General features: G+C 28.1%; 18 protein-coding genes, 8 tRNA genes and 1 pseudogene. 4 read left to right on the top strand and 23 right to left on the bottom strand.

Annotated elements, in window-relative coordinates; all coding sequences use genetic code 11:
* Nucleotides 1–32 precede the first annotated feature (32 nt).
* From pta to ACTCCZ_RS01015, 22 genes and pseudogenes are all read right to left on the bottom strand, one after another.
* Entirely contained in the window at nucleotides 33–1031 is a 999-nt protein-coding gene (gene pta / locus ACTCCZ_RS00910; RefSeq protein WP_079577323.1) for a phosphate acetyltransferase, read from the bottom strand.
* A gap of 226 nt (nucleotides 1032–1257) precedes the next feature.
* The gene (locus ACTCCZ_RS00915; RefSeq protein ID WP_079577324.1) at nucleotides 1258–2451 is read right to left on the bottom strand and encodes an acetate kinase; all 1194 of its coding nucleotides are present in this window, start codon (nucleotides 2449–2451) and stop codon (nucleotides 1258–1260) included.
* A gap of 64 nt (nucleotides 2452–2515) precedes the next feature.
* The gene (locus ACTCCZ_RS00920; RefSeq protein ID WP_079577325.1) at nucleotides 2516–3139 is read right to left on the bottom strand and encodes a 3'-5' exonuclease; all 624 of its coding nucleotides are present in this window, start codon (nucleotides 3137–3139) and stop codon (nucleotides 2516–2518) included.
* Nucleotides 3132–4973 (bottom strand): putative nucleotidyltransferase substrate binding domain-containing protein, encoded by a 1842-nt coding sequence (locus ACTCCZ_RS00925; protein ID WP_079577326.1) that lies wholly within the window; start codon nucleotides 4971–4973, stop codon nucleotides 3132–3134. Before ACTCCZ_RS00925 ends, ACTCCZ_RS00920 begins: the two co-directional genes overlap by 8 nt.
* Nucleotides 4974–5146: 173 nt before the next feature.
* Nucleotides 5147–6704: pseudogene (locus tag ACTCCZ_RS00930) on the bottom strand (cation acetate symporter).
* Nucleotides 6704–7018 carry a DUF485 domain-containing protein gene (locus tag ACTCCZ_RS00935; protein ID WP_079577328.1) on the bottom strand — a complete coding sequence of 105 codons (315 nt, stop codon included), beginning with the start codon at nucleotides 7016–7018 and terminating at the stop codon, nucleotides 6704–6706. The pseudogene ACTCCZ_RS00930 and the gene ACTCCZ_RS00935 overlap by 1 nt, the downstream one beginning before the upstream one ends.
* A 244-nt stretch (nucleotides 7019–7262) precedes the next feature.
* Nucleotides 7263–7895 (bottom strand): 3'-5' exonuclease, encoded by a 633-nt coding sequence (locus tag ACTCCZ_RS00940; RefSeq protein WP_079577329.1) that lies wholly within the window; start codon nucleotides 7893–7895, stop codon nucleotides 7263–7265.
* Entirely contained in the window at nucleotides 7895–9709 is a 1815-nt protein-coding gene (locus ACTCCZ_RS00945) for a DUF294 nucleotidyltransferase-like domain-containing protein (RefSeq protein WP_079577330.1), read from the bottom strand. Before ACTCCZ_RS00945 ends, ACTCCZ_RS00940 begins: the two co-directional genes overlap by 1 nt.
* Nucleotides 9710–9821: 112 nt before the next feature.
* Entirely contained in the window at nucleotides 9822–11717 is a 1896-nt protein-coding gene (locus ACTCCZ_RS00950) for a sodium:solute symporter family protein (protein WP_079577331.1), read from the bottom strand.
* An 11-nt stretch (nucleotides 11718–11728) separates the two neighbouring features.
* Nucleotides 11729–11983, bottom strand: a complete 255-nt coding sequence (locus ACTCCZ_RS00955) for a DUF4212 domain-containing protein (RefSeq protein WP_079577332.1) — start codon at nucleotides 11981–11983, stop codon at nucleotides 11729–11731.
* Nucleotides 11984–12148: 165 nt separating this feature from the next.
* The gene (locus ACTCCZ_RS00960; RefSeq protein ID WP_079577333.1) at nucleotides 12149–12811 is read right to left on the bottom strand and encodes a response regulator transcription factor; all 663 of its coding nucleotides are present in this window, start codon (nucleotides 12809–12811) and stop codon (nucleotides 12149–12151) included.
* Entirely contained in the window at nucleotides 12792–14369 is a 1578-nt protein-coding gene (locus tag ACTCCZ_RS00965; RefSeq protein WP_079577334.1) for a cache domain-containing protein, read from the bottom strand. Before ACTCCZ_RS00965 ends, ACTCCZ_RS00960 begins: the two co-directional genes overlap by 20 nt.
* Nucleotides 14370–14479: 110 nt before the next feature.
* Nucleotides 14480–14556, bottom strand: a tRNA-Asp gene (locus ACTCCZ_RS00970).
* Nucleotides 14557–14569: 13 nt separating this feature from the next.
* Nucleotides 14570–14645: transfer RNA gene (locus tag ACTCCZ_RS00975), tRNA-Val, on the bottom strand.
* Nucleotides 14646–14659: 14 nt separating this feature from the next.
* Nucleotides 14660–14734: transfer RNA gene (locus tag ACTCCZ_RS00980), tRNA-Glu, on the bottom strand.
* Nucleotides 14735–14809: 75 nt separating this feature from the next.
* A tRNA-Lys gene (locus tag ACTCCZ_RS00985) sits at nucleotides 14810–14885 on the bottom strand.
* 16 nt (nucleotides 14886–14901) lie between these two features.
* Nucleotides 14902–14978: transfer RNA gene (locus ACTCCZ_RS00990), tRNA-Asp, on the bottom strand.
* A 12-nt stretch (nucleotides 14979–14990) separates the two neighbouring features.
* Nucleotides 14991–15066, bottom strand: a tRNA-Val gene (locus ACTCCZ_RS00995).
* Nucleotides 15067–15071: 5 nt separating this feature from the next.
* Nucleotides 15072–15146 (bottom strand) — tRNA-Glu (locus tag ACTCCZ_RS01000).
* A 64-nt stretch (nucleotides 15147–15210) separates the two neighbouring features.
* Nucleotides 15211–15286 (bottom strand) — tRNA-Lys (locus ACTCCZ_RS01005).
* 40 nt (nucleotides 15287–15326) lie between these two features.
* Nucleotides 15327–15833: a CinA family protein gene (locus tag ACTCCZ_RS01010; protein WP_079577335.1), complete on the bottom strand. Its 507-nt coding sequence runs from the start codon at nucleotides 15831–15833 to the stop codon at nucleotides 15327–15329.
* Nucleotides 15834–15943: 110 nt separating this feature from the next.
* Nucleotides 15944–17290 (bottom strand): FAD-dependent oxidoreductase, encoded by a 1347-nt coding sequence (locus ACTCCZ_RS01015; protein ID WP_079577336.1) that lies wholly within the window; start codon nucleotides 17288–17290, stop codon nucleotides 15944–15946.
* 374 nt (nucleotides 17291–17664) lie between these two features.
* On the opposite strand from ACTCCZ_RS01015, the gene ileS reads away from it, so the two are divergent.
* The 4 genes from ileS (at nucleotide 17665) to ACTCCZ_RS01035 (ending at nucleotide 22641) form a co-directional block, all read left to right on the top strand.
* Nucleotides 17665–20391, top strand: coding sequence for an isoleucine--tRNA ligase (gene ileS, locus ACTCCZ_RS01020; RefSeq protein ID WP_079577337.1), 2727 nt, complete (start codon nucleotides 17665–17667; stop codon nucleotides 20389–20391).
* A 114-nt stretch (nucleotides 20392–20505) separates the two neighbouring features.
* Nucleotides 20506–20784, top strand: a complete 279-nt coding sequence (locus tag ACTCCZ_RS01025; protein ID WP_079577338.1) for a NifU family protein — start codon at nucleotides 20506–20508, stop codon at nucleotides 20782–20784.
* Nucleotides 20784–21377 carry a hypothetical protein gene (locus ACTCCZ_RS01030; RefSeq protein WP_079577339.1) on the top strand — a complete coding sequence of 198 codons (594 nt, stop codon included), beginning with the start codon at nucleotides 20784–20786 and terminating at the stop codon, nucleotides 21375–21377. Before ACTCCZ_RS01025 ends, ACTCCZ_RS01030 begins: the two co-directional genes overlap by 1 nt.
* On the top strand, nucleotides 21358–22641 hold the full coding sequence (locus ACTCCZ_RS01035; protein ID WP_079577340.1) for a UDP-N-acetylmuramoyl-L-alanyl-D-glutamate--2,6-diaminopimelate ligase: 1284 nt from the start codon (nucleotides 21358–21360) through the stop codon (nucleotides 22639–22641). Before ACTCCZ_RS01030 ends, ACTCCZ_RS01035 begins: the two co-directional genes overlap by 20 nt.
* On the opposite strand, the gene ACTCCZ_RS01040 is transcribed toward ACTCCZ_RS01035, so the two are convergent.
* Nucleotides 22638–23399: a hypothetical protein gene (locus ACTCCZ_RS01040; RefSeq protein ID WP_079577341.1), complete on the bottom strand. Its 762-nt coding sequence runs from the start codon at nucleotides 23397–23399 to the stop codon at nucleotides 22638–22640. The genes ACTCCZ_RS01035 and ACTCCZ_RS01040 overlap by 4 nt on opposite strands.
* Nucleotides 23400–23402 lie beyond the last annotated feature (3 nt).

Genomic DNA, 23402 nt, shown 5'->3' on the forward strand with positions numbered 1-23402 from the left:
ATATATCTCCCTCATATAATTATTTGTTATTTTTAATCTTCTACTTGTGTTGCTGTAATTGCAACTAAATTTGCAATATCTTCAACTGAACAACCTCTTGAAAGGTCATTTACAGGTTTTGCTAAACCTTGAACAATTGGTCCGTGTGCATCTGCTTTTGCAAATCTTTGTACTAATTTATAACCAATATTCCCAGATTGTAAATCAGGAAAAACTAATACATTTGCATTACCTGCAACGCTACTTTCTGGAGCTTTTTTAGCACCAATTGCTGGTATAATTGCGGCATCTGCTTGCATCTCACCATCAAATTTAAAATCAACATTTCTTTCTTTTAAGATTGAAACCGCATCTTGAACTTTAGATACAAGTGGATGTTTAGCACTGCCCATTGTAGAAAAAGAAAGCATTGCAACTTTAGGATCTAATCCAACAACATTTTTAGCAGTTGCAGCCGTACTTGCAGCTATATCAGCTAATTGTTCAGCATTTGGATCTGGTAAAACAGCACAGTCTGCAAATAAAATCAGGCCATTCTCTCCAAACTCTTTATCTTTTGTTTCCATAATAAATGTTGAAGATACAGTATTTATTCCAGGTGCAGTTTTAATAACTTGAATAGCAGCTCTTAAAACATCTGCTGTAGGTGAATTTGAACCAGCTACTAAACCATCGGCATCTTTTAATCTTACCATCATGCAACCAAAAAATCTAGGTTCATTTGTCATAATTTGTGTAGCTTCTTCTTTTGTTAGTCCTTTTGACTTTCTCAATTCAACTAATTCATTAACATAAGTGTCAATATTTTCAAATTTTTTAGGATCAACTATTTTAGCACCATCTATATTAGCTTCACACTTTTGTGCATTTGCTTTTATAGTTTCTTCATTTCCTATTAGGATAATATTTGCTGTTTTATCTTCTAAAACTTGCTGTGCAGCTTTTAATACTCTTTCATCTTCACACTCTGGAAGAACGATATTTCTAAGCTTCTCTCTAGCATTATTTTTAATACTATTTATTAGACTCATTTATATATCCTTTATTTATGATTCATAGAAAATTATAGATGAAAAGTATAGCAATAATATAGCATTAGCGTAGCATTTGAAAAAAAAATATATACATTGAATTAGTGATTGTATAATTTTTGTACATGGTTACCAAAAAAGTATAATTTTTGTGTGAGATTCCTTGATTATAAAAAGCTTTAAGTTTCTCAGCAAAAATAAAGTTATCTTTGCTGAGTCTATATTTTTATAAATCTTTAACTAAATTATATGTGTCATTTGCAATAACAAACTCTTCATTTGTAGGTATAATAAAAATTTTTACTTTAGATTTATTTGTATTGATTTCTCTTTTTCCTGTTTGTTTTCTTTCATTTTTTTCTTTATCTAATATAATGCCCATAAAATCTAAGTTTTCACAAACTTTTTCTCTAATTATACTTGCATTTTCTCCAACACCTGCTGTAAAACAGATTGCATCAAGTCCACCAAGCATTCCCGCATATGCACAAATATATTTTTTGATTCTATTACACATCATATTAATAGCTAGTATGGCTCTCTCATCTGCATTTAAACTAGCTTCAATAATCTCTCTTAAATCAGAACTAATTCCAGACACACCTAAAAGACCAGATTTTTTATTTAAATAATCTACTACTTCTTGTGCACTCATTTTTTTCTTTTCCATTAAAAAAGAGATAGCAGCTGGGTCAATGTCTCCACTTCTTGTACCCATTATTAATCCCTCAAGGGGAGTTAATCCCATTGATGTATCAATTGACTTACCATTTTTTACTGCACAAATTGATGAACCATTTCCTAAATGACAAACTACAACTTTAGAGTTCTCTTTTTTTAATAACTTATTTGCCTCTTTTGAAACAAAATGATGGCTAGTTCCATGGAAACCATATTTTCTAAAAGCAAATTTTTTATAATCTTCATAAGGCACAGCGTACAAGTATGTACTAGGTTCCATAGTTTGATGAAATGCTGTATCAAACACAGCTACATTTGGCTTTCCTTTCATCAAGTCCATACAGATTTTAATACCCATAATATGTGCAGGATTGTGCAGTGGAGCTAAAGGAATTAATCTTTCAAGTTTTGTAATTACATTTTCATCAATTATTACAGATTTTGAAAAATACTCACCACCATGAACGACTCTATGCCCAATTGCATCTATGTCTTTTTCTACTGAATCAATAACCTTATGAGGTTTGGTTACTAAGGCTTCTAAAACTAGCTCAATTGCTTCTTTATGTGTAGGTAAATTTACATCTTTTTTAGTTTTAGTTCCATTTGACTCAATTGCTAATTTTCCATCTACTCCAATTCTTTCAGCAACTCCGCTAGCAAATACATCATGAGTTGCATGATTCATAAGCTGAAATTTAAGAGATGAACTCCCAGCATTTAAGATTAAAACTAACATACATAACACCTTTCTTGTAATTTGAAAAATTATATCGAAAGCTTATGTAAAAGTAATGTCTTAATTATGTATATCTTTTAATTTTTGCTTGATTTTTTAATTTTAAAAACATCATAGCAGTCATTATTGCATCATTGTATGCATCATGTTTGCCCATTTTTGGTATTTGAAGCTCTTTCATAATAGTATCAAATCTTAAGTCGATATGTCCTTGTGGAATTGTTTCTATTTTCCAGTCGTAATAAATAGCTGAAACCTCCAATGTTTTATTTGGAAGTTTAATACCAATTTTATCTTTAATATATTTATTAACCATAGCAATATCAAACTCTAAAAAGTATCCAACTAGTTTTCTATTTCCTATAAATTCTAAAAACTCTTCAATTACTTTATCAATATTCTCAGCATTTTCTAAATCACATTCTCTTATATAATGAATTTTAATTGAGTCTTCTTGTAATTTTGTTTTTGGCTTAATAAATCTAACAAATTTTTTACTAGATACTATTGTATTATTTTTTATAATAACTGCACCAATAGAGATAATATCATCAATTTTCGGATTTAAGCCTGTTGTTTCACAATCAAAACAAACATACTCATCTTCTTTTGGTTTATCAAATAAATATAGATATTTTTTATCTTTTAACTTTTTTTTACTAAAATGATTTTTTATTAAATTATACATAGCTTAACTTATAGTGATACTCTAATTTTTTCTTTAATTTATTAACGATTTTAAAACTATCTTTTAATAAATCTTTTTCCATAGTATTTAAATCCTCAGGATTAACATAATTATTAATCTCTTTACCTGCATCTAGATTCTTTAGATTTGATTTTAATTTTACACTTGCTAAAAAATTAAATGCTTCTTCTAACTCTTTTGAAAACTCATCATCTATGACATTTAACTTGTTTAGCTCTTTAATTCTTTTTATAGTGTTAGTTCTAAATAGTCTATTTTCTAAACTTAATGTTCTAATACTTTGAACAAGTATAAAAATACCACCTCTTTTTATATCTATTTCATTTTTATGTTTTTCATCTTCATTATTAAATACAAATCCATCAAAGAAACCTAGTGGAACATCAAAACTTGTAATTATTTTTGCAAAATTCATATAAAAACTTTGAGAATTTGAACCAACTTTAAATAAATACTCTTTTAATGAAATAAGAAGATCTCTATCTCCACTTGCACAAATAGCATCATAAAATATTGCAAGATTCATAAAATCATCACCAGTTTTACCCATAACCCAACTATAAATAAGCTCTTTAAAATCACTAAATCTTCTACACCAGTAAGGATTTGATACCATTATATTTCCCTCGCATCTTGGAAAACCAAAATCTACTAATGTTTCAGTAAATTCATTTGCAAAGTTATTGATTTGTTTATCATCTAAGCTACAATCATCAGCAATAATTAATGCGTTATCTTGATCTGTTTTAAGTATTTGTTCAGCTCTTCCTTCACTTCCCATTACAATAAGAGCTGATTTACCTATTAACTCTTTAGGTGCTAATAATTCAAATATTTTATCAATTAGTTTTTTATTTAATTGATTTACTAATTTTGTAATAAAAGCAATTTTTACACCTTTTGCATTTAATGATTTAATAATTTTTAAAAATGATTTTGATGTATCTTTTAATTCTTCCAAAGTTTGAGCCTTATCTATTTCATTAGAAACAGAAAAAGTATGGGTTGCAAAAAAAGATGAAAGAGATATTTGGTCAATTATTCCTACTATTTCATTGCTATTATTTTTTACAACTAATCTTTTTAAACCATGCTTTGACATAATAAGTTGAGCATCAAATAAAAAATCATTTTCATTTATATAAATAAGACCTGAACTAGATATCTTTCCAACACAATCATCAAAATCCATTCTATTTAGTATTACTTTTTGTCTAAAATCAGAATCAGTTACTATATAAATCTCATCTTTTTCATCTTTTAAAAGTAAAGTTGGAACTCTATGTTCTTTAATTGTTTTAGCAGCTTCATAAATTGTTGTGTTAAAGGGTACTATAATAGCCTTATGTACCTTTGCATCTTTTACTTTAGCTATCATCATATTAACTAATTCTTTATTTTTTTCATGAAGAGTATTATTATTTAATTTTTCTGAAATTGATTGGAAAAAATAACTTTCCATCTTTTGATTTTCATGTAAGATTTTTAAAAATACTTTTCTAGGAAGTGCATAGCATATAGTCTCTTCTGTTGTAATAAAGGTATTTTTTGAATAGTTTTCAATTAATGAAATTGGATCAAAAAATTCATTTATAGAGTAAATAGATAATACTTCTTCACTATTTTTTTCTTGGACAATACCTTTCATTATAAGATATAAATTTTCTGGTTTTTTGTCTTTTTCTTGAATAATTTGATTTTTTTTGAAATATACAATATCTAAATTTTGACTAAACTCTTGCATTTGAGTTTTACTTAATTGTTCAAATGGATATATTGTTTTTAAAAAATTAATTTGTTCTTGAATACTCATGCTATCTTCTTTATTTTAAATTATGTAAAAATTATTTAAAGATTAGCATATAAAAAATGATAGAAAACTGAGAATATTATTAATAAATAAAACAGTTATTGTTAAGTTAAAAAGTGTTTCGTTTGGTAAAGTGTTACAAAGAAGCTCAAGCTTCTTCGTAACATTAAAACTTATTAATGATCAACTGCACCCTCAGCACCAAAACCTGTTTCAGCTCTTATACTTTGAGCTTCAAAAGCTTTTTGTTCATCTTTTGCTCTTTGAGAATTATCAGTAATTGAGAAAAACCAAATTGCAATAAATGCAGTTGTTACAGAGAATAGTGCAGGGTATTTATAAGGAAAGATTGCTTCTTCATTTCCTAAGATTTCTACCCAAACAATTGGTCCTATTATAACTAAAATAACAGCAGTTAATAAACCAATAAATCCACCAATAACTGCACCTCTTGTTGTAAGTTTTCTCCAATAAATTGATAAAAACAAAATTGGAAAGTTTGCAGATGCAGCAATAGCAAACGCAAGTCCTACCATAAAGGCAATATTTTGTTGCTCAAATGCAATACCTAAAATAACACCAATAATACCAATAATAATAACAGCTCTTTTAGAGATTTTAATCTCTTGCTCTTCTGTTGCATTAGGATTAATAACAGATGCATAAATATCATGAGAAATAGCACTAGCACCTGCTAATGTAAGACCAGAAACAACTGCTAAAATTGTAGCAAAAGCAACAGCTGAAATAAATCCTAAGAATACATTTCCACCAACCATATGAGATAAGTGAATTGCAGCCATATTATTTCCACCAAATAGCTTGCCATCTACAAAATATTGTGCACCTGCATCTGAGTTTAAAAATACAATTGCTCCAAGACCAATTACAGCAATTACTAGATAAAAATAACCAATTAATCCAGTAGCATATACAACAGATTTTCTAGCCTCTTTAGCATTTCCAACAGTAAAGAATCTCATAAGAACATGAGGAAGCCCAGCAGTACCTAACATAAGTGCCATACCAAGTAAAACTAAATCCAAAGTGACTTAAAACCATAAATCCCATAAAAGAAACACCAGATAAAAGTAATATAGCTTTGATAATTTGAACCCAAGTAGTTGCTAGCATACCACCAAAAGTAACATAAATAATCATCATTACACCAACTAAAACAACTGCATACTCATACTCTAAACCAAACAACACTTGAATAAGTTTACCAGAACCTACTATTTGTGCAATAAGATATAAAATAACAACTGAAAGTGAACCAAATGCAGCTAGCGTTCTAATCTCTTTTTGACCTAATCTATAAGCCGCAATATCTGCAAAGGTAAATTTACCTAAGTTTCTTAGTTTTTCAGCCATTAAAAATAGAATAACAGGCCAACCAACTAAAAATCCAACTGCATAAATAAGACCATCATAACCACTTAAATATACAAGACCAGAAATACCTAAAAATGAAGCAGCTGACATATAATCACCTGCAATTGCCATACCATTTTGGAATCCGCTAATTCCACCACCTGCTGTATAAAAATCACTTGCAGATTTTGTTCTTCTAGCTGCCCAATATGTAATACCTAATGTACCCATAACAAATACAAAAAACATAATAATTGCTGGAATATTTAATTCCCTTTTTGTTGCCTCAAAACTTGCATCTCCCGCTGCGAAAAGTGAGATTGCAAATAGTGTTGTTAATAATATTAAAATTCTACTCATTATAACTCATCCTTTACATCTTCTTTAATCTCATTTGTTAAATCTTCAAACTCGCCATTTGCTCTTCTTACATAAATTAAAGTTGTAATAAAACTAATTATAATAATTCCCGCTCCAATAGGATAACCTATTGTCATAACACCATCTCCAGTTTTGATTCCCATAATGCTTGGATTAAATGCAATTATTAAAATATATGCATAAAACATTACTAAAACTAAGATTCCTAACTTTAGTGCAAAACCAGTTCTTTTTGATACTAGTTCTTGATATTTTGGGTTAGATTTTATTTTTTCAACTAACTCATCATTCATACTTTCCTCCTAAGTTTAGTGAATAATTTTATACTAATTAGCCTAATTCTAAAACTATCTAAAGTACCTTAAAACCGACTTCGTAGCATTAAAATAGCATTGGCTATCTAGTATTTGATTATACATATAAATAATGTTTTGTGCTAGAAGTGAGTAGGGCTTTAAGTGAAATTTAAACCTGTAAAAGAGTATAAGTAACTTTTTGTAACTAAAGTGTATAAATTGTGTAAAAAGGTATGTTTTATTAGTTAGTATAAAATGTAGTTTTTGCTGGAGTTTTATCTTTTAATTTCAAAAATATCATTGAAGTCATAATCGCATCATTTAGTGCATCGTGTTTTCCAAGTTCTGGAATATTTAATTCTTTCATAATTGTATCAAATTTTAAATCAACAAATTCATACTCACTTGAACGTTTTTTTGTTTTATAATACATAGATGATACTTCAATACTTTCATTGGGAAGTTTTATACCAATATATTTTTTTGTATATTTAGAAATCATTGCAATATCAAACTTTATGTAATATCCCACAATTGGTCTTGAACCAATAAACTCAAGAAGTTTTAATATTGCTATTTTTGGTTCACACGCATTTTCTAAATCAATTGGTCTAATTTGATGAATTTTAATTGATTCTACATTTACATTAGAAGAGGGCTTTACAAATATATTGAAATTTTTTCTAAAAATGATTTTATTATCTTTTATTAATACAGCACCAATAGATAATATTTCATCTTTTTTGGGTTTTAGTCCTGTTGTTTCACAATCAAGGCATATATATTCACCCTTTGGTGGCTCATCAAAAAGATATAAATAGTTTTTATCTTTTAAAGCTTTTTTTTGAAAATATCTAATTAAATTTTTAATCATTACAAAATCTTATCAATTTTAAATGAGTAGATAATAAATTTTTTAAAAGCGATTACTATTTTAAAACTATCTTTTAGCAAATCTCTTTCAATTTTACCAAGTTTATGTGTATCTATCTCATTGTTTATTTTTACTTTATTATTATTTTGTTCCAATTGTGATTTTAATCTTAAGGTACTTAAAACTTCAAAAGCTTCAATTAGTTCATTTGCTAATTCATTATCAATAACTTTTTTATCTTGTAAAATTTTAATTCTTTTAACTGTTGTTGTTTCTCTAATTCTTTCTCTTAATGCTAAACTTCTAACTCCTTGTACAATTGGAAAAACACCAGTTTTTTTAATATCTATTTGATGGCTTTTTGTCATAAAGTTTGCAACTGTAGTTGGAGTATCAAAAGTTAAAGTAGCTTTTGCAAAATATGCTAAGAATACGTCTTTATCATGAAGTTTATTAAATAAATAATCTTTTAGATTTATTAATAACTCTTTATCTCCTGCAACTGCAAAAGAGTCAAAAAATATTGCTAAATCCATATAGTTTTGCATATCTGGTGCTTCTATCCATCTTTTTGTTTCTTTTTCATAATCTTTTACACTTTTGCACCAAAAAGGATTTGAAACCATAATATTACCCTCACATGGTGGGTACCCAAAATCTATTAAAGTTTTTGTCATACTATTCATATATGTTCTATATTGTTCAACATTCACATCATTTCTAATAATAAGTGCATTATCTTGATCTGTTTTGATTATTTGTTCATTTCTTCCCTCACTTCCCATAACCATAAAACAAGCATCATTTTGAAGATTTTTAGGAACAATGAGTTGATATAGTTTTTTATAAACTTTTATATTTAATTGACCAATTAAATTTGATATATGATTGACTTTTACACCTTTTGATTGTAATGCTTTTATAATATTTAATAAATCACTACTAGCAGATTTTAAATCTTTGAGTGTTTTTGCTTTTTTTATTTGAGTATCAACAACAAAAGTATGGTTTGCAAAATGTGAAAGTACATCAAGTTGTTCTAATATCCCTATTAGTTCATTTTTACTATTTGTTACTCCAACTCTTTTGATACCTTTTTTTATTAATAGTGTTAAAGCTTCAAATAAATAATCGTCACCTGATACTGTAAGTAAAGGAAATATTGCAATATCTTCAACATTTATTGATAAATCTCTTCCTTTTAGTAAAACTTCCATTTTAAGTAGTGAATCTGTAATTATCCCGTATTCATTCTCTTTTTGTACAATTATAGTTGAAGTTTTAAACTCAATTGATTTTGCAATTGCATTTGTTAATGTTGTTTTAGCTTGAACAATACATGGTTCATGAATTAGTGTATCTTCAACTCTTGCAATCATAAAAGAAGATAATTCAGATGTATATTCTTTTGTTTTTAGTGTTTGAATTTTGTTTACTAAATTGTTTAAGAAAAAATTTTTAAATTCACTATTTTCTTCAATAAGTTTTAAAAATGTATTTCTTTCAAGCTCATAACATATTAAATCTTCTTGAACTTTGAAAGTACTTTTAGTGCTTGAATATATAAGTGAGTTTGCATCAAAAGAGTCTTCATGGTGATAATCCATAACAAGTTGTTCATCTTTGTATTCATGAACAGATCCTTTTATAATGATAAAAAAGTAGTTTGGAATATTTTCAGGATTAATCAAAGTTGTGTCTTTAGGATAGTAAGCTATATCCATACTATTTATACAAATATCCATTTGTTGTTCACTTAATACTTCAAATGGATGAATTTTTGATAAAAATGCTTGTTGGTCGCGAAGACTCATCTTTTATCCTTTATCTAGCACTTTTTAATACTGATTTTATATATTATAATATATAAGTAAATAGCATTAAAAAATACTATAAAAAGCCGGTTAATACCGACTTTTTAGTAGTTTAGTGATCATGCGCTTCACCAGCTCCTGATGGAATTCTGATGTTTTCTACAATCTCTTGTACATGTGCAGGTGGTTCAGGTGTCATTCTTGACACAATAAATGCTACTATTAAGTGTAACACAGTACCTACTGTACCAATACCTGTTGGAGCTATTCCTAAGAAATAGTCTGCTTTATCTCCACCTAGGAATACAAAGTAAATAATATATCCAAAAGTAAAGATTAAACCAGTTAATATACCAGCAATAGCACCTTCTTTATTCATTCTTTTATCAAATATTCCAAGAATAATTGTTGGGAAAAATGCTGCAGCTGCTAAACCAAATGCAAATGCAACAACTTGTGCAACAAATCCTGGAGGATTTATACCCAAATACCCAGCGACACAAATAGCAGCAATTGCAGAAATTCTAGCCCACATTAACTCAGATTTTTCTGTAAGTTTAGATTTTCCTGTTTCTTTATCTTTAAATATTACTTGTCCTAGTAAGTCGTGAGAAATTGCTGAAGCAATTACTAGTAATAAACCAGCTGCTGTTGACAATGCTGCTGCAAGACCACCAGCTGCGATAAATGCAATTACCCAATTTGGTAAATTGGCAATTTCAGGATTTGCAAGAACCATAATATCTCTATCAACATAAAGTTCATTGTGTAAACCATTATTTTTTGCTAACTCTTCTTGAGTTGGTGCACCTTTACCATTAGTTGTAACTCTATTACCAACTTCTGATCTTTCATCTTCTACAAATTTAGGTTTACCTTTTGGTCCATCAAAAGCTGCACCACTTGCGTATTGGATTTTTCCATCGCCATTTCTATCTGTCCAAGCAATTAATCCACCTTGTTCCCAAGTTCTAAACCAATTACCATCATTTTTACTACCATCTGCATGTGATAATTCACCATTAACAAATGCTTTATAATCAACATTTTGTACATTTTTGATTAAGTTTACTCTTGCAAATGCAGCAACAGCTGATGCTGATGTATACATAATTGCAATAAATACTAAAGCCCATCCAGCAGATACTCTAGCATCTTTTACAGTTGGAACTGTAAAGAATCTTACAATAACGTGAGGAAGTCCTGCTGTACCTAACATTAAAGCAGTTGTTAGCATAAACATATTCCATAAGTTACCTGGCTCTGTATAAGCTGTAAATCCTAAGTCAGTTATTGCACTATCTAAAGCATGAAGTAAATATGTTCCCTCTGGAATAACTTTAACTCCATTGTCAAATGCAAATGTTGTTTGTCCAAAAATACCTAATTGAGGTAAAAATGTATCAGTTACTTGTAATGAAAGAAATATTGCAGGAATAGTATATGCAAAAATCATTACTACATATTGTGCAACTTGTGTATAAGTAATACCTTTCATACCACCAAGTACTGAATAGAAGAATACAATAACCATACCGATTATAACACCTGTGTTTACATCTACTTGTAAAAATCTTGAAAATACGATACCAACCCCTCTCATTTGACCAGCAACGTATGTGAAAGAAACAAATATTACTGCAATAACTGCAACTGTTCTTGCAACATCAGAGTAATATCTATCTCCTACGAAATCAGGAACTGTAAACTTTCCAAATTTTCTTAAGTATGGAGCTAAAAGCATTGCAAGTAAAACATATCCACCTGTCCATCCCATTAAGTAAGCACTTGCATCACTACCAATAAATGCAATAATACCTGCCATTGAGATAAATGAAGCAGCACTCATCCAATCTGCTGCTGTTGCCATACCATTTGCTACTGGGTGAACCCCTCCACCAGCAACATAAAAGTCTTTAGTTGAACCCGCTTTTGCCCATAGTGCAATACCAATGTAAATAGCAAAAGATATACCTACAAAAAGGTAAATTAACGATTGTAATTCCATATTCTTATCTCCTACTCATTTACGCCATATTTCTCATCAATTTTTGTCATCGCTCTTACATAAACAAAAATTAAAATAACAAATACATATATTGCACCTTGTTGTGCAAACCAAAATCCTAGCTTAATACCACTTATTTCTATTGTATTAAGTTCATTAATAAAAATGATTCCACAACCAAAAGAAACGATAAACCAAACTACTAATAGTTTTAAAATAGTAGTAATGTTTTCTTTCCAATAAGCTTGAGCTTTTTCTGGACTCATATTCTCTCCTTCATAAAGTTTATACTAACAAATAAATTGTTTAGTCATCCAACCTTGAAAGTATAATAGCTATATATAGCAAAAGGGTAGCAATTAATATAAAATGTAAAAAAAATGTATTTTATTTTTTGAAGAATGGTCTAAAAAGACCATTTTATGGTAGATTTAAACAGAATAAAATCTGTCTATTTTATATCCTAAACCTCGAATATTTTTAATAAAGTCTTCTTTTAAAGCTTTTTTTAACCTAGAAATTTCTGCTCTAATAGTAGGATTGTCAATATTTTCTCCATCCCAAATATCAATTCTGAATCTTTCAAAGTCAACAATCATATTAATATTTAGTGCTAATATATGAATTATTTCTGATTGTTTTTTTGTTAAAGTTTGTGGTTCTCCATTGAAGTATAAGGTTTGTGTATCTTTTGAGTAAGAGTAGTGTTCACTAAATCTTATATGAGAAGTATTTTTTTGATCTTTTTTAAGTATTTGATTTATTTTTATACCAAGTTCACCTAAATGAAAAGGTTTTTTAAGATATTCTCTGCACCCAAGGTTATATGCTTTTGTAATGTCTTCAATATCTACTAAAGCACTAATAAAGATTGTTGGAACATATATTTTTTTTTGATTCAATTCTTGAAGTATTTCAAATCCATCTTTTTTAGGAACATTTATATCTAAAATTAGTAAATCATATGATGAATTTACATTTTCAATAACTTGTTGTCCATCAGTGAAACTTTCAACCATGTGTCCAATATCTTTAAGATATTCACTTATTGCATTATTTAACATTAATTCATCTTCAAGAAGTAGTATTTTCATTTATTTTAAACCTATATGTAAATTTTGTCTCTTGTTCATTTGAATCTAATTTGATTATAACAAAGTTTTTATCACATATCTCTTTTACAATCCTTAATCCAAGTCCAAACCCACCACGCGCATTGTTCTCTCTATAAAAATCATTGAAAATTTTGTTATTATTATCTATTTTTTCAGAAGAAGTTTTCACTTCAAACTCTATATGAATATCATCTATATACATTAGTTTTATATATATAGGAGATTTTGCATATGAATATTTTATTGCATTAGATAAATTATTATCTATTATTCTTTGAAGCTCAGTTTTGTTAAATTTTATATATATATCTTTTTCAATATTAGTAATAAAAAATAAAGAGTTTGATTTTGCAATCTCTTCAAAAAAATTAAGTCTTGCTTGTAAAACTTCTGAAAAGTTTAAATAAGTTTTTTTATATTCAACTCTATCTTTTTTTATCATAAAAGATAAATCGTCGTATATATATTGTATTATTTTAGCTCCTGATTCAATATTTGTAACATATGAATTATCAGGTATATTTCTTTTTAATAAATCAATATTTGTTTGTATGATTGCTAAAGGTGTATTTATCTCATGTACAGAGTTTTTTAGAAATTGCTTTTGTGATTCTATTAAGTTTGTTAACTCTTTTGTTTTCTCTTCAACTTTAGATTCAAGATTTTTATTTATATCTTCTAATAAATGTTTTTTATATTTTATGCTAGTTAAAGTTTCATTTGCATAATTTACAATAGTTCTAAATTCTGAAAATGATATTTTATCTTGATTAATTGGTTTTTCATCAGTTTGTGATCTTTTAAAGTATTTTCCAATTTCTCTTACTTCTTTTGCAATAAGAATTGTTGCATTTTTATATATAAATATCGAGTATAAAACTAACATAATAGTAAGTGAAGTTATTTGCAAAGTTGAATTAGATATTTTTTGGTCATACTCTCTTTCTTTCTCTTTTACAAGTTTTTTGATTTTATCTAAATATACACCTTTTCCTATTGTCCAATTCCAAGGTTTATATGACATAGCAAATGAAATTTTATTTACCTCTTTTTTTAATTGAGGCTTATACCAAAGATATTCTACAAAACCACCATTTGATTTTTTTGAAATTTTGATTAATTCTTTTATAACTTTTGTTCCATTTTTATCAGTAAACTCGTATAAGTTTTTTCCTGGTTTACCTACAGGATAGTATATTGATTTTCCACTAAAATCATAAATGAAAGTATAATCATTTACATCATTTTGATTTTTCATTTTGTCAATTGCAATTATAATATCTTTTTTTATTTCATCTTGGGTTTTTATATTGTTATATTTTTCATGATAAAACTTAATAAACTTCATAGTATTGGCTATATCTTGTCTAATTAAATCTTTTTGTTTAGTTGTATAGCTCTCTTTTATGATTTTTATTTTCGCTTGAAATTCATTAAAAGTGTTATCTATAATAGTTAGTGTAAAAAATGAGATCAATATAATAATAAATAATATACTATAAACTATTAATTGATAAAGAGATTTTGCTCTAATCAAATTACAATCCTTACATGTAAAGCTTATGTATATAAATGGTATCTTATTTTTTATTAAAAAAAGTATTATTAGGAAAAAAGATTGAGAAAAATAAAGTTTGTGTTTCTAAGTGGCGCGGTTGACGAGACTCGAACTCGCGACCTCCTGCGTGACAGGCAGGCATTCTAACCAACTAAACTACAACCGCACAACTAAAAAAATGGTGGTCGATAGAAGACTCGAACTTCTGACATCTACCTTGTAAGGGTAGCGCTCTACCAACTGAGCTAATCGACCTAATAAAATTTGATTGGTGACCCCTAGGAGACTTGAACTCCTGTGGCATGGATGAAAACCATGAATCCTAACCGCTAGATGAAGGGGCCAAAAAATATAAAAAAAGTATATAGATAATATTGAATAATGAATAAAGCAATTCACTTTTCATTATTGTCTAATAGTGGTGACCCGTGAAGGATTCGAACCTTCGGCCACCTCCTTAAAAGGGAGATGCTCTACCAGCTGAGCTAACGGGTCAATAAACAATAATAAGTGGCGCGGTTGACGAGACTCGAACTCGCGACCTCCTGCGTGACAGGCAGGCATTCTAACCAACTAAACTACAACCGCACAACTAAAAAATGGTGGTCGATATAAGACTCGAACTTATGACATCTACCTTGTAAGGGTAGCGCTCTACCAACTGAGCTAATCGACCTAAAATGGTGACCCCTAGGAGACTTGAACTCCTGTGGCATGGATGAAAACCATGAATCCTAACCGCTAGATGAAGGGGCCAACAAAATAAAAATAAGTAATGAATAGTATAAAATATAGATATAAGTTACAATATTCTTTACAATGGTGACCCGTGAAGGATTCGAACCTTCGGCCACCTCCTTAAAAGGGAGATGCTCTACCAGCTGAGCTAACGGGTCGTCTTTCTTAAAATGGAGTGGAATTATATAAAAAAAATTTTTATTTGTCAAGGGTTTTTTGAAAAAATTCTAAAAAAATTTTAAAACTTGTTTTTGCCGCTTGTATTTGCACTTCTTTTCGGTTACCATCAAAATGATATACATCAACGATTTTATCACCACTTTTAGCTTTCACACCTATTACTACAGTACCTACAGGTTTATTTTTTGTAGCACCTGTTGGTCCAGCTATTCCACTTGTAGCAAGTGAGTAATCTGCATCAAACATATTTATTGATCCCTCAAGCATATCTTCAACAACTTGTATACTTACTGCACCAAATTTTTCCAAATTTTCTTTTTTTACATTTAATTTTTTGTTTTTAATTTCATTGGAGTAAGATACTATTGATCCATTGAATATATCAGATGAACCTGAAAGTTCTGTTATCATAGAAGCGATTAATCCACCTGTACAACTCTCTGCGCAAGTAATTGTTTTTTTATTTTCTCTTAATTGCTGTTGTAACTCTTGCATTGTTTTTTCATTAAATATATTATCAAACATTTTTTTCCTTTTGCAAATACTAAAACAATATTAGTATATTTTAAATGAAAAGTTAATAAGTGTAATGGAGAATATATATAGTATGAAAATCATACTATATATAATGTAGTCTATTCATCTTCTGTTAAATCTGCTAAAAATTGTTTTTCATCAAACTCTAAATTTAAATATTCAGTAATTGTATGAATATCTCTTTTTGCATTTCCTAAACAAGATGTAGCACCTGGACTTGGAGTCATATTAAATATAATTCCTTTACCTGTATTAATTGAAGCCTCACCAAGCATTAATCTTTGTTGTTCTTTATTTAGAACTTGAGGTCTAATTCCTCCAAAGCCTTTTGCATACTCTATATCCTCTTCTTGTAATGATGGAACAATTTTTCTAGCATCTTTTACAAAAAGCTTTTTATTTAAGCCTGGAACTTCAAATAAGAAGTTTCTTAATACATAATTTCTTATTTCACTATCTTTTAATAAGTCCCAAAATATTTTAATAATATTTCCATCAAGATTTAAAGTTTTAAAGAAATCTAAATAAGTACCTGGTTTGTATCTTTCTAGTTTTGGAAGCATAAGTGCAGTTGGACCAAATCTTGTTTTCCCATCTGCTAAAATATCTGGATCACCATGAAGTGCTGCAAATGGAAGTTTATCATTTTGTACCATGTATACTTTACCATTTAAAAACTCTTCATTAGTCATATAAAAACTTCCAGCCATTGGTAAGCAACCCATATGTTTCCCATAACCCATTTTGTGTGCTAAATATAATGAGTGTGCACCAGCATTTACAACAACAAAATCAGCAGTAAAAACAGTTCCTGATTTTGTTGTAATTTTATACAATTCTCCAAGTTGCTCTATTTCATCTACTTCTGAATTATAAAATATATCTGTTCTAATATCTTCACATGCTTGAGCTGCTTTTGCAAGCTCTTTTGTCATTTGTCCATATTCTACAGTTGTATATTCATCTTTTGCACCCATTGCTAAAATAGGTTCAGGTCTTTCTTGTCCATTTTCTAAATAGACTAGTTTTGGCTCTAGTTTTTTTAAGTCTTCTTTGTCCCAAAGCTCTAAATAAGGGAAAACTGTTTTAAACTCTTCATATCTATTTTTTATAAATTCTACTTCTTTTTCTCCAACACCTAAAGCCATTTTTTGATGTTTGAACATAATTTTATCTTGCAAATTATATTGAAGACAAAATTTTTCAATCATTTTTGCAGTTCTTTTTGTAATTTTTGCTTTTTCTAATGTATAATTTGTTTCTATATCACCCACATGAATTGTTTGTGAGTTACTTGTTCCTTTTGTGTTTAAAGTAGCTAAATCTTCATATTTTTCTAACATACAAACACTTTTTGTATTTGTATATTTGGCTAGCTCATAAAATAACGCCGCACCAGAAATGCCTCCACCGACAATAACTACTTCATAATGTTTCTCGTTCATATTAATAATCCCCATCAAGTTTTTAAAATATAAAGGATACTATCATATTTAAATCATTTTTGGTATAAAAATAAAAAAAACTGTACATAATTAATATAATATATCCTCTTTCGTAACATTATAACAGAAAATATTCTATATGTAATGTACAATAATTGTGCATTTTTATTTTTAATGGTTACTTCTATGGTAAGTAAACAAAAAAATTACATTTTAGCTAAATAATAAAAATCTAATAAAAAAAATAACTATTATTTTATATTTATAAAACCTTAAAACTTTGTTAGTTAAATCTACTTTTACTAAATCTTAGATATAATCTACAATTTAATAAATAAGAACAAATACTTAAATATATTGAAGGTAGTACAGATATGGATTATAAAGAGAGTTTATTGCTTCCAAAAACAAAGTTTCCTATGAGAGGAAGTTTACCGCAAAATGAGCCTAAAAAATATAAGGCTTGGGATGAAAAAAAAGTTTATAACAGAATGAAAAAAAATAGAGAAGGCAGACCTAGCTTTACTCTACATGATGGACCACCCTATGCAAATGGGCATATTCATATAGGTCATGCATTAAATAAAGTATTAAAAGATATTATTGTTAAGTATCACTATTTTAATGGTAAGTCAGTTAGATATGTTCCAGGTTGGGATTGTCATGGTTTACCAATTGAGCAAAAAGTAGAAGAAAAAATAGGTAATACAAAGAAAAAAGAGTTACCTAAATCAAAAATTAGAGAGCTTTGCAGAGAACATGCTTCAAGATTTGTAGATATTCAAAGAGATGAATTTAAAAAACTTGGTGTTCTTGGGGATTGGGATAATCCTTATTTGACTATGGATTTTAAATTTGAAGCTAATATTTATAGAGAACTTTGTGCAATTGCAAAACAAGGTTTATTAGTTCAAAGAAGTAAGCCAGTTTATTGGTCATGGGCTGCACAAACTGCACTAGCTGAAGCAGAAGTTGAATATGAAGATAAAACTTCACCATCAATATATGTTGCTTTTAAACATGAAACACTAGATGCAAGTTTAGTTATATGGACAACTACTCCTTGGACAATTCCTTCAAATTCAGGAATTGCACTAAATGGTGAAGAAGAGTATGTATTAACAAGTGATAAGTTTATTGTTGCAAAAAAACTTTATAATACTTTAGTAGAAAATGAGGTAATTAAAGGTGAGATTGTAAAAGATGTTTGCCCAAAAGAGCTTGAAAATACAAATGCAATTAACCCTTTAAATGGAAGAACTTCAAAAGTTATTTTAGCAGATCATGTTGAAATGGATGCTGGTACAGGTGCAGTTCATACAGCTCCTGGGCATGGTGAAGATGACTATAAAGTTGGATTAAAATATGGTCTTGAAGTATTAATGCCAGTTGATGCTTATGGTAAATATGATGAAACAATTGTAAGAGAAAAACTTTTTAAAGATACAGATAAATATCTAGGTGTTCATGTATTTAAAGCAAATGAGTTAATTTTAGAAGAGTTAGGTGAGGCTTTATTAAGTAGAATTGACATAAGACACTCATATCCACATTGTTGGAGAACACATAAACCAATTATTTTTAGAGCAACAAAACAGTGGTTTATTTCAATTGATGATGAGTATGGAAAAGAAAATAAAACTTTAAGAGAAAATGCACTTAAAGTAGTTGAAGATCTTACATTCTATCCAGAGTGGGGAAGAAATAGATTAAAATCTATGATAGAGGGAAGACCTGATTGGTGTATTTCAAGACAAAGAGATTGGGGTGTACCAATTGCATTTTTTAGAAATAAAAAAACTGATGAGATTATCTTTGATGAAAAAGTATTAAATTATACTGCAATGATTTTTGAACAAAAAGGTTGTGATGCTTGGTATGATTTATCAATTGAAGAGTTATTATATCCAGGAAGTGGATTAAATCCAGATGATTTAGAAAAAACAATGGATATTTTAGATGTGTGGTTTGATAGTGGTTCTACTCAAAATGCGGTATTAAGAAGTAGAAATTATGATGCTGGAACATTTCCTGCTGATATGTATTTAGAAGGGAGTGACCAACACAGAGGTTGGTTCCAATCTTCACTTTTAACTACTTTAGCATCAAATGAAGTTGCTCCTTATAAATCTATTTTGACACATGGTTTCACTGTTGATGAAAAAGGTGAAAAAATGTCTAAGTCAAAAGGTAATGTTGTTGCTCCTGATAAAGTTATGAAACAATACGGAAGTGAAATCTTAAGAATGTGGGTTGCAATGAGTGATTATCAAAGTGATTTAAAAATCTCTGATAATATCTTAAAGCAAAATGCAGAGATGTATAGAAAAATAAGAAATACTTCAAGATTTTTACTTGCAAATATTGATGATTTAGATGAAATAGTATCTCTTGATAAAATGACTGAACTTGATAAATGGATTTTAGCAAAAGCTAAAAAAGTATTTACAGAAATAGAAGATTCATTTGCAATTTACGAGTTTTCAAAAGGATTAAATAAGTTAAATAACTTTTTAGTAGTAGATTTATCTGGTATTTATTTAGATGTTTGTAAAGATAGATTATATTGTGATGATAAAGATGCTATACATAGAAGAAGCTCACAAAGTGCAATGGCTTTAATTACTAAAAAACTTATTACTACTTTATCTTGTATTTTAACATATACAATGGATGAATTATTAGAGTATGCACCAGCATTTATAAAAGGTGATGCCCAAGATATTTTTGATTTGGAAGATGAAAAATTACCTGAAATTGAAAGTAATCTTAACGAAGAAATTTTATTAAAAGCTAAAGAAAAATTTTCAGAAGCTATTGATACACTTAAAAAAGAAAAAGTAATTAAATCTACGCTAGAATTAGCAATAGTTACAAACTCTGAAGATATTTTAGCTTTACCAACTGTTGAAGCAGAAGATTTATTTTTAGTAAGTTGTGTTACTCAAAGTTTAGATAGTGAAGTATTAGTATCTTTTGAGATTGATTCTTATAAATTTGAAGTTTGTAAAGTAAATGATGAGAAGTGTCCAAGATGTTGGAAATTCAAATCAGAGAATGAAGATACTTTATGTAAAAGATGTGAAAGTGTATTAGCTTAATGTTTGAAGATCCAGTAACACTATCTTTTGTATTTAAAACAGTAGGAGTAATTCTTGTAGTTATTGCTATTGCAGTATTTTTAGTAAATAAAAAAAAGAAGAGGTAAATTTAATATGATGCCATTTTCAGATGAAGATTTGAAACTTCCAGTTAGTACAATAATTGAAAATAAAGTAGCTCCTATGTTAGCACAAGATGGAGGAGCTATATCATTGATTGATATTAAAGATGGAAAAGTTTTTGTGCAACTACAAGGTGCATGTGTTGGATGTAGTGCAAGTGGTAGTACTTTAAAGTATGTTGTTGAAAAAGAGTTAAAAGCAGCAATACATCCAGAATTAGAGATTATAAACGTACCACAAGGTATGGAAAATAGTTTAGAGGAACTTTAATGATAAATGAGAAAAGATTATTAAATGAAGCAAATTCATATTTTTTGAATAAAGAGTATGATAAAGCTCTTTTTTTATATTCTCAACTTTCATCTTTATTCCCTTTAAAAAGGGAGTATAAAGTCTATGCTATTTTTTGCGATATTGCTAGTGAAGATGAGCAAAAAGCATTAACTTTATATGACTATTTTTCTGCTGCATCTTTAGAAGATATGGAAGCTGCAATCTCTTATGTTGAAGAGGTTGTAAATGTTTATGATGGTGATATTGATAAAATGATGGAAATGTTAAAAGATATCACTGAAATAGGTGTTGATTCCCTTGATGCAATAAAATATGATGATTTTAAAAAACTAGTAGATTCTAGGGGATCTTTTAGAGTGGCTTTTGAAGATATTATGTTTTCTACAAAGGTAGCAATAGAATCAAAAGAAGATTTTTTTGATTTTGTTTCAAAATTAATTGATAACGGGTTTAATACTACTGCTTATAGCTATTTGGATGGTTTTAATGAGTATTTTACTTATGATAAAGAGATTGAAGAGCTATATAAAAAATTAGAAGAGAAAAAAATTGCTAATAACCATAAATAATAAAAAATTTACAGATAATTCAAAAGAAGCAAATAGTGAAGTTGCTTTTGTTTATTCATCACAAAATGAAAAGTTTTGCGATGATGCAAAAGCAAATAATTGTGTTGATTTAATTCCCTCAACAAAGTTAAAAGATTATGTTGATTTTTCTTCAATAAAAGTTATTGGAATAACAGGAACAAATGGAAAAACAACAACAGCAGCTGCAATTTACTCAATACTTTTAGATTTAGGATATAAAGTTGCACTTCAAGGTACAAGAGGTTTTTTTATAAATGATGAAAAAGTTGAAGATTATACTTTAACTACTCCTGTACAACTTGCAAACTTTGCTCATATACAAAAAGCCATTGATAATAAATGTGATTTCTTTGTAACAGAAGTAAGTTCCCATGCAATTGAACAAAAAAGAGTAGAGGGAATTGATTTTGAATTAAAAGTTCATACAAATATAACAAGAGATCATTTAGATTATCATAAGACAATAGAAGAGTATATAAATGTAAAAAATTCATTTTTTAGTGATGCTAGTAAAAAACTTATTAATAAAGATGACAAAGTTGTTAAGTTTAATACTAAAAATGCATATACATACTCTTTAGAAAATCCTTCAACTTATAAAGTTACAGCATATTCATTTAAAAATGGAATGCATGTAATGTTTTCAAATATTGAAAAAATGCACTCTTTTTCATCATCAATGATGGGTATTTTTAATATTTATAATCTAATGGCAGCAATTGCAAGTGTACATTTAACTACAAATAAAACATTAGATGAGATTTGTGAAGCTGTTGAGAATTTTGCAGGAGTTAGTGGAAGAATGGAAATTGTAAGTGTTGAGCCACTTATTATAATTGATTTTGCTCACACTCCTGATGGTATGAAAGAGGTTTATGAAAGCTTTAATCATAAAGATATTATAACAGTATTTGGTGCAGGTGGAGATAGAGATAAAGACAAAAGACCACTTATGGGGCAACTTGCAACAAATTTTGCAAAACATATAATTGTAACATCAGATAACCCAAGGTTTGAAGATCCAGATTTGATTATTGAAGATATTTGTAAAGCAATACCTAATAAAGATAATTTAACTATTGAAGTAAATAGAAAAGAAGCTATTAAAAAAGGTATTGAATTAGCAAAACAGAACAAAAATTCTGTTTTATTAATACTTGGAAAAGGGGATGAACCTTATCAAATAATTTATGATAAAAAATTTCCTTTAGTAGATAAAGATGAAGTGCTTAAGCATATTTAATAATATGCTCTAAGTACTATACCTTTATTGTTTTTTTGAGATTTTATATAATAATTCACAGGAGTTATTACTATATTTTTATCTTCATTTATTTCTTTTACTAACCATGAGGCCTCAACAACTCTATCTCTTGCTACACCTCTTAGAATATACTCTTTAATTTTTTCATCTTTTGATAGTTTTGATGCTTCTTTAATATCATCTTTTGAAATAACGCCAATAATTTCTAAACGAATAGCTTTTTGATTTTTTGCTAAAAATGTTGATAAGTTTTCTTTACAAGCTTTTGTTGGCATATATTCAAAAGTTTTATAGTTGTAGCATTTTGCAAGATTAAACTTTTTAGTATTAAAGAACTCTTTAAAATTCTCATTTGATAAAGGTACTTTTTTTTCAACTACTACTTCTTTTGTAATAATTTTTTCTTTAATAATTGGCTTAGTAGCGTCTTTTTGAATATCTTCTACTTCTTTAATGCTATTTTCATTTTTTGTAAGCTCTTTTTGCAATTTTTTATTAGTATCTTCTTTAGCAATTTGACTATTTTCATTTGTATTTAATAAATAAGCACTTAGGCTAATAATTATTAATGTAAAAATAGTAATTAATATATAAAAAATTCTTTTTTGTTTTTGTTTTTCTTGTTGGTTTAATTGGTCTTGTTTTAATTTTTCTTCCATTAGTTTTTCTTGAATATTCTCTTTTGACATGCTTTTTTCTAAGGCTTTTTTTAACTCTTCACTTTTACTTTCTAGCATACT

The sequence above is a fragment of the Malaciobacter sp. genome, assembly GCF_055140965.1.